The following is a 6,372-nucleotide window of genomic DNA, read 5'->3' as shown; positions in this document are numbered from 1 at the left end:
CATGCGCCGGAACATCAGTGTGCGATCGGCGTCGCGATCCAGAGCCGCCACGGCGTCCTCGCGGTGGGCCAGCACGGCATTCCACTTGGCGAACTCAGCCCGAGCGCACACGGTCGCCGCATCGGCGAGGTGGGAGCGCGAGATCATGCGTCAAGCATATCGAACAGGTGTTCGACCCACAAGGTTTGTGGCCTGCTATGTCAATCTTTTTCGGTCGGCAAGCCGACTCGTTCGCGGCGTGCGCGTTCCATGTCGGAGGCCAGCGCGGGGTGCTCGTACGGGCCGGGACGACGCAGTGCGTCGACGACGTTCTGCACGGATGTCTCGTCCTTGTCCTGGCTCATCTTGACCTTGAGCGTGAACCGGTCGATCGGGATGCGCAATCCCACCGTGCCCTGGGCTGCCTGGGCGCCCCACGTCTGGTCGAGCCACAGCGGGTCGTCGACGTGCTGCTCGAAGTGCGCGACCAGCGAGGTGAGCACCCGCAGGTTCTCCTCGGCGTCGAGCACCTGGGGCACGCCGTGCAGGTGTGCGGCGGTGAAGTTCCACGTCGGCGCTCCGCTCGCTCCCGGGACGTACCAGCTGGGAGAGACGTAGCCGTGATGACCTTGCACCACCACGAGCACCGCGGCACCCTGCCCGAAGCCGTGCAGCGTCTCGTCGGGACGTCCCACGTGGGTGAGCAGCGCCAACGGGTGATCGGGATCGAGCAGCACCGGATAGTGCGACGCCACCAGGTCGCCGTCGTGCTGGCTGACGATCGTCGCCCACGGATGCTCGGCGACGAGTCGGCGCACCAGGGCAGGGTCGTCGCTGGCGTGTCGAGGGTTGTGTCTCATCGCCCCGATGCGGCGCGGGCGGCAGTGCTCACGATCGCGTCGACGTACGTGGCGTAGAGCTGGGCGGGCAGGTCGTGCCCCTTCCCGTCGATCTCGATCAGCTCGGCGCCGGGAATGGCATCGGCGGTGGCCTGGCCCCCAGACCTGTGCACGAGTGGGTCGGCGGCGCCGTGGATGACGGTGACCGGCAGGTCGAGCGCGCCGAGCGGCTCGGTCCGATCGGTCTGGGTCAGCACGGCCAACATGTGGCGGGCCACGCCGCTGGCGATCCAGCCGCGATCGTAGGTCTCCTGGGCCCGCAGGCGCTGGTCCTCTCGGTCCGACGGGAAGGCTGGCGAGCCGATGACCTTCTGGGTGCGCAGGGAGCGCGCGATGTAGGAGTCCCGCGTGCGACCTGCCGAGGCGAGCATCGCTGGGAGGACCTTGGGGCTCTGCCAGCCGACGGTGCGCCTGCCGGTCGTGGACATGATCGACGTCATCGACAGCACACGCTCGGGGTGGGCGATCGCCATCGTCTGGGCGATCATGCCGCCCATCGACACGCCGGTGAGGTTGGCCTGCTCGATGCCGAGATGGTCCAGAAGACCGAAGGCGTCCTCGGCGAGATCGGACAAGCCATACGGCGCCGATCCGAGCCCGACGAACGCGCGGGCGATGTCGATCTTGCCCACTTTGTGGTGCCGCAGCTTGGTGGACCGCCCGGTGTCTCGGTTGTCATAGCGGACCACGAACAGTCCGCGGCTGGCGAGCAACTCGCAGAAGTCCTCGGTCCACCATCCCATCGGACCGCCGAGACCCATGACCAGCAGCAGCGCCGGGTCCTCGGGGTCGCCGAAGGTCTCAAAACAGATGTCGATGCCCGAGGGCAGCGACGCGAACTTCTCACCCGATCCGGCCATGAAGTGATCCTACCGGCGAGTAGCTCAGATGCTCGCGTCCAGCACCGCCGTCCCTGCCTCATCCGTGATGACGATCTGCACGACATCGTCGCGCAGGGTGGCGGACTGCAGATTGCAGTTCAGGGTGGATTTTCCCGTTCCGAGGAACTCGCCAGCAGGCACGAGCTCACCTGAGGTGTCCCTGAACGCCGCACGGAACACCTCTCCGTCCGCGAAGCCGGCACCCGTGAAGCGCAGCTCCACGCCCCACGAGTGGGCGATGAGCGATGCCTTCTCGACCGTCACGGGGTCGGCGGCGGAGCTGGTCAGGGTGACCGGCTCCATCGCGACGGTCGGCGGCTCAGGAGCGGTGCCTCGGCCCAGCAGGAAGGTGCCCACCAGGGCCGCTGCCACCACGGATGCCGCGAGCGCCGCCGTGCCCCGGGCATGCCTCGCCCGACGACGTGACGTGAGGTCGATCGCTCCGGTCCGCTCCTCGCGCACGGCATCGCGCAGCCGTTCCCCGAGGTCCGGTGAGGGTGTAGGGCGGTCCAGCAGCTCGCGGGGGTCGATGCCCGACAGTGCAGACGCAACCGGCTCGATCTCGGCCAGCTCGGCGCGGCACTCCGCGCAGCCGTCGAGGTGTGCGCGCACGCGCCCGGCCTCGTCTTCGCCGAGGTGACCCAGCGCGGAGGAACCGAGCAGCATCCGTAGCTGACGATGGTCAGCTGCGCCGCCGTCGTGATCGTGGTTGGTGGTCATGGTGTGACTCCCATTTCGTCCATCGTGATTCTCAGCGCCTTCAGACCGTAGAAGACGCGACTGCGCAGGGTCCCGATCGGGATGCCCAGCTCTGCGGCTACCTCGTCATGAGGTCTGCCCCGCAGGTGTGTCTCCACCAGTGCGTCGCGGTGCTCCGGGGTCAGCCGGATCAGCGCCTCCTCGACCACCCACGAGGTGACTGCCACCTCGCTGGGGTCAGGGACGGTGCCGGCGGTGACCGCCTCTGCGGTGGGTGGATCGACCAGGCGGTGCTGCCACGGTCGCACCTTGGCGGACCGCGCGTGGTCGAGCATCGTGTTGCGTGCGATCGCGAACAACCACACGCGCAGGGACGCCAGGTGCGGGTCGTACTTGTCCGCCGACCGCCAGGCACGCAGGAAGGTCTCCTGAATGACGTCCTCGGCGGCTCCTCGGTCGTCCAGACCGCGCAGCACGAAGCGGAACAGCTCAGGCCCGTGCAACAGGTACGCGGCATGGACCTCGTCCTCGTTGCGCACCCCCGCGGCCACGATCCCGTCGACACGTCCGTCCACGCCGTCCTCCTCATGCCACACGTCCCCTGGACCTGTTCTTACGGCCGTCACGGCACGAGCGTTCACCGCTCACGAAAGATTTCTTCCGCCGTGATGAATGTCGCACGGACCGCAGCCGTATTCATGGCGAAAGGACGTCTCCCCACCGAAAGGCATCTCCCCATGAGAGTTCAACGGACCACCGCGACATGGCTCGCGGGCGCAACCATCGGGGCGCTCGGCCTCACGATGGTGGCGATTCCGAGCGCATCAGCCGCGAGCAAGGCCAAGACCGTCAGTGTCAGCACCGAGGCTCAGCTGCGCGCGGCGGTGGCCAACGCGAACTCCCGCCCCGGTACCGACGAGATCGAGCTGAAGCGGAGCATCGCGCTCAATGGGGCCGGAACCGACGGCGACGGACCCGAGGTCGGCGATCTCGACGTCACCGACAAGCTGATCCTGGACGGTCGTGGACACCGCATCGACGCGAATCTGTCGGGTCGCATCTTCGACGTCTCCTCCGACGCGTATCTCAAGCTCTACCGCGTGTCGTTGAATGGTGGTCGCGTCGCTGACGCCAGTGGCGGTGCTGTCCGCAGCAGCGGCGAGCTCGAGGTCATCAGATCCTCGATCTCCGACAGCTCGGCGGTGGGTGCCGGCGCCTCCGGTGGGGCCATCTTCAATGACGGCGGCGACCTCTACGTCAGCAGGTCCGAGCTCGACGACAACACAGCCACCCGCGCCGGTGGAGCCATCGAGGCCAACGCCGGCTCGACTTCGCTGTACCGCACCTCGTTGGTCGACAACTCGACTGGTGGCGGACCGGGCAACGGCGGCGGACTGCACCTCACCGGTGCCGGCACCGTCTCGGTGGATCGGTCGAAGGTCTCCGGGAACACCGCATCCGCCGAGGGAGGCGGCCTGTGGAACTCCGCGTCCGGCACCTTCACGGTCGACCGGAGCAGCATCTCGGGCAACAGCGCGGGCGGCAATGACGCCGATCAGGGCGGCGGGGGACTCTTCAACGACGGCGGCACACTGACCGTCGAGGACACCGACGTCAAGGACAACAAGGCGACCGGAACGGCCGGCTCCGGCGGCGGCATCCTGAACAACCTCGGGACCCTCAACGTCGATCAATCGACCATCAAGCGAAACTCGGCGGTCCGTGCCGGTGGTGGCATCGAGGCGAATGTCGGCTCGACCAACGTCAGCAGGTCCTCGATCCGAGACAACAGGACCGGCGGGGCGCCCGGCAACGGCGGCGGTGTGCACCTGACCGGTGCTGGCACCGTCAACGTGGCTCGGACGACCGTGTCGGGCAACGTCGCCAGCTCTGAGGGCGGCGGACTGTGGAACTCTGCCGGCGGCACCTTCGTGGTCGAGCGCAGCAAGGTTTCGCGCAACGTCGCCGGCGGAAACGCTGCCGACCAGGGTGGCGGCGGGCTGTTCAACGACGGTGGCACGCTCACCGTCTCGGACACCGACATCTCTGACAACAAGGCGACCGGCACCTCCGGATCCGGCGGTGGCATCCTCAACCTCGGCACGCTGAACGTGGACGATGCGGAGATCGAGGACAACTCGGCGGTTCGTGCGGGCGGCGGCATCGAGACCAATGGCGGCACGGTCGACCTGTTCGACGTCGACCTGCTCGACAACGACACGGGTGGAAACCCCGGCAACGGTGGTGGTTTCCACACGACCGGCGCCGGCGTGGTGACCTATGAGAAGGGCAAGGTGCGCGGCAACAGCGCGAGCAACGAGGGCGGTGGGCTGTGGAACAGCTCGACCGGCACCATGACGGTGACGCGAGTCTCGATCTCGCGCAACACTGCTCCGGTGGGTCCGAACGTGTTCAACCAGCCTCCGGGCGGCACGTTCACGATCGACGGCGAGCCGGTGCCGCCGGGAGACAACTCGCTCTGAGCTCCCGCGCCAGCTGTAGCGATCCCCGTCGAGAGAATCTCTCGGCGGGGATCGCTGTGTGGGTCAGTGCTCGTAGTCGACCGAGGAGTAGGCCTTCAGCTTGGCCAGTTGATGCTCGCTCGTGATCTTGCGGATGGTGCCGCTGCGCGAGCGCATGACGATCGACTCGGTGATGGCGCGGCCGCCGCTGTAGCGGACACCGTGCATCAGCTCGCCGTCCGTGATGCCGGTGGCGACGAAGAAGCAGTCGTCAGCGTTGACGAGGTCGTCGGTCCCGAGAACCCGGTCGAGGTCGTGACCGGCGTCGATCGCGCGTTGCTTCTCGTCATCGTCGATGGGCCACAGCTTGCCCTGGATCACGCCGCCGATCGCTTTGATGGCGCATGCCGTGATGATGCCCTCGGGGGTGCCGCCAACGCCCACCAGCAGGTCGACACCGGTGTCGGGGCGGGCCGCGGTGATGCCGCCGGCCACGTCGCCGTCGATGATGAACTTGATGCGGGCGCCGGCTTCGCGAATCTCGTCGACCAGGTGCTGATGGCGGGGGCGGTCGAGCACACAGACCGTGACGTCGCTGTTGCGCCTGCCCTTGGCCTTGGCCACGCGCGCGATGTTCTCGGCGATCGGCAGCCGGATGTCGACCGCGTCGGCAGCCTCGGGACCGGCGATCAGCTTCTCCATGTAGAACACGGCGGACGGGTCATACATCGAGCCGCGGGGAGCGACGGCCATGACCGACACGGCGTTGGGCAGGCTCTTGGCGGTGAGCGTGGTGCCGTCGATCGGGTCGACCGCGACGTCGCAGGCAGGGCCCGTGCCGTCGCCGACCCGCTCTCCGTTGTAGAGCATGGGCGCTTCGTCCTTCTCGCCCTCGCCGATGACCACGACGCCATTCATCTGCACCGTGTTGATCAAGGTGCGCATCGCGTGGACCGCGACGCCGTCGGCGCCGTTCTTGTCACCGCGGCCCACCCACCGGCCAGCAGCCATGGCGCCTGCCTCGGTGACGCGCACCAGGTCGAGGGCGAGGTTGCGGTCGGGCGCCTGCTCGGCGGGCTGGAGGTGATCCACGAGCGACACTCTACCGACGTCGATAGACTGGGCTCGTGGCATCTTCGAGGGGCAACCCCGACATCGGCGACGTCCTGCGCTCCATGTTCGTGATCGGTGTGATCATCCTCGGGCTCTTCGCGTTCGGGAAGCTGTTCACCACCACGCCAGAAGAGACGGTCTCGACGGTCGACTACGAGCAGATCCGGGTCCAGGCGCAAGCGGGCACCACTTTGCCGTTGCTGGCCCCCACGGAGCTGCCGGACGGGTGGCGGGCCACGTCAGCCCGCTTCGACCCGGGCGCTGACGGGTCGGGCGGCACCTGGCATCTCGGCGTGCTGACCGACGACGACGAGTACGTGGGGCTCGAGCAGACCCCCT

7 protein-coding genes are annotated in these 6,372 nt (G+C 67.9%); 2 read left to right on the top strand and 5 right to left on the bottom strand.

Annotated elements, in window-relative coordinates:
* Positions 1–200: 200 nt before the first annotated feature.
* The 4 genes from WB508_RS12045 to WB508_RS12030 are packed head-to-tail and all read right to left on the bottom strand — an operon-like array spanning position 201 to position 3,033.
* The gene (locus WB508_RS12045; RefSeq protein ID WP_423845124.1) at positions 201–839 is read right to left on the bottom strand and encodes an FMN-binding negative transcriptional regulator; all 639 of its coding nucleotides are present in this window, start codon (positions 837–839) and stop codon (positions 201–203) included.
* Positions 836–1,738, bottom strand: coding sequence for an alpha/beta fold hydrolase (locus WB508_RS12040; protein WP_423845123.1), 903 nt, complete (start codon positions 1,736–1,738; stop codon positions 836–838). Before WB508_RS12040 ends, WB508_RS12045 begins: the two co-directional genes overlap by 4 nt.
* A 24-nt stretch (positions 1,739–1,762) precedes the next feature.
* A complete protein-coding gene (locus tag WB508_RS12035; protein WP_423845122.1) occupies positions 1,763–2,479 on the bottom strand; it encodes a zf-HC2 domain-containing protein in 717 nt (238 codons plus the stop codon).
* Positions 2,476–3,033: a sigma-70 family RNA polymerase sigma factor gene (locus tag WB508_RS12030; protein ID WP_423845121.1), complete on the bottom strand. Its 558-nt coding sequence runs from the start codon at positions 3,031–3,033 to the stop codon at positions 2,476–2,478. The genes WB508_RS12035 and WB508_RS12030 overlap by 4 nt, the downstream gene beginning before the upstream one ends.
* 162 nt (positions 3,034–3,195) lie before the next feature.
* Between WB508_RS12030 and WB508_RS12025 the strand changes: the two genes are divergently transcribed.
* Complete coding sequence (locus WB508_RS12025; RefSeq protein WP_423845120.1) at positions 3,196–4,941, top strand: hypothetical protein; 1,746 nt, start codon at positions 3,196–3,198, stop codon at positions 4,939–4,941.
* A 63-nt stretch (positions 4,942–5,004) separates the two neighbouring features.
* Here WB508_RS12025 and glpX read toward each other — a convergent pair whose 3' ends face one another.
* Positions 5,005–6,054, bottom strand: coding sequence for a class II fructose-bisphosphatase (gene glpX, locus WB508_RS12020; RefSeq protein ID WP_423845119.1), 1,050 nt, complete (start codon positions 6,052–6,054; stop codon positions 5,005–5,007).
* On the opposite strand from glpX, the gene WB508_RS12015 reads away from it, so the two are divergent.
* Positions 6,048–6,372: DUF4245 family protein (locus WB508_RS12015; RefSeq protein WP_423845118.1), on the top strand; the 325-nt coding region annotated here is incomplete at its 3' end. The genes glpX and WB508_RS12015 overlap by 7 nt on opposite strands.

This window comes from Aeromicrobium sp. (genome assembly GCF_049586495.1).
Lineage (GTDB): Bacteria > Actinomycetota > Actinomycetes > Propionibacteriales > Nocardioidaceae > Aeromicrobium.
The sequence above is the reverse complement of the archived record's forward strand: the minus strand, read 5'-3'. Positions and strand labels throughout refer to the sequence as shown.

Coding starts and splice junctions, on each gene's coding strand:
- WB508_RS12045 (WP_423845124.1), bottom strand. CDS start 839: ATGAGACACAACCCTCGACACGCCAGCGACGACCCTGCCCTGGTGCGC.
- WB508_RS12040 (WP_423845123.1), bottom strand. CDS start 1,738: ATGGCCGGATCGGGTGAGAAGTTCGCGTCGCTGCCCTCGGGCATCGAC.
- WB508_RS12035 (WP_423845122.1), bottom strand. CDS start 2,479: ATGACCACCAACCACGATCACGACGGCGGCGCAGCTGACCATCGTCAG.
- WB508_RS12025 (WP_423845120.1), top strand. CDS start 3,196: ATGAGAGTTCAACGGACCACCGCGACATGGCTCGCGGGCGCAACCATC.
- glpX (WP_423845119.1), bottom strand. CDS start 6,054: ATGCCACGAGCCCAGTCTATCGACGTCGGTAGAGTGTCGCTCGTGGAT.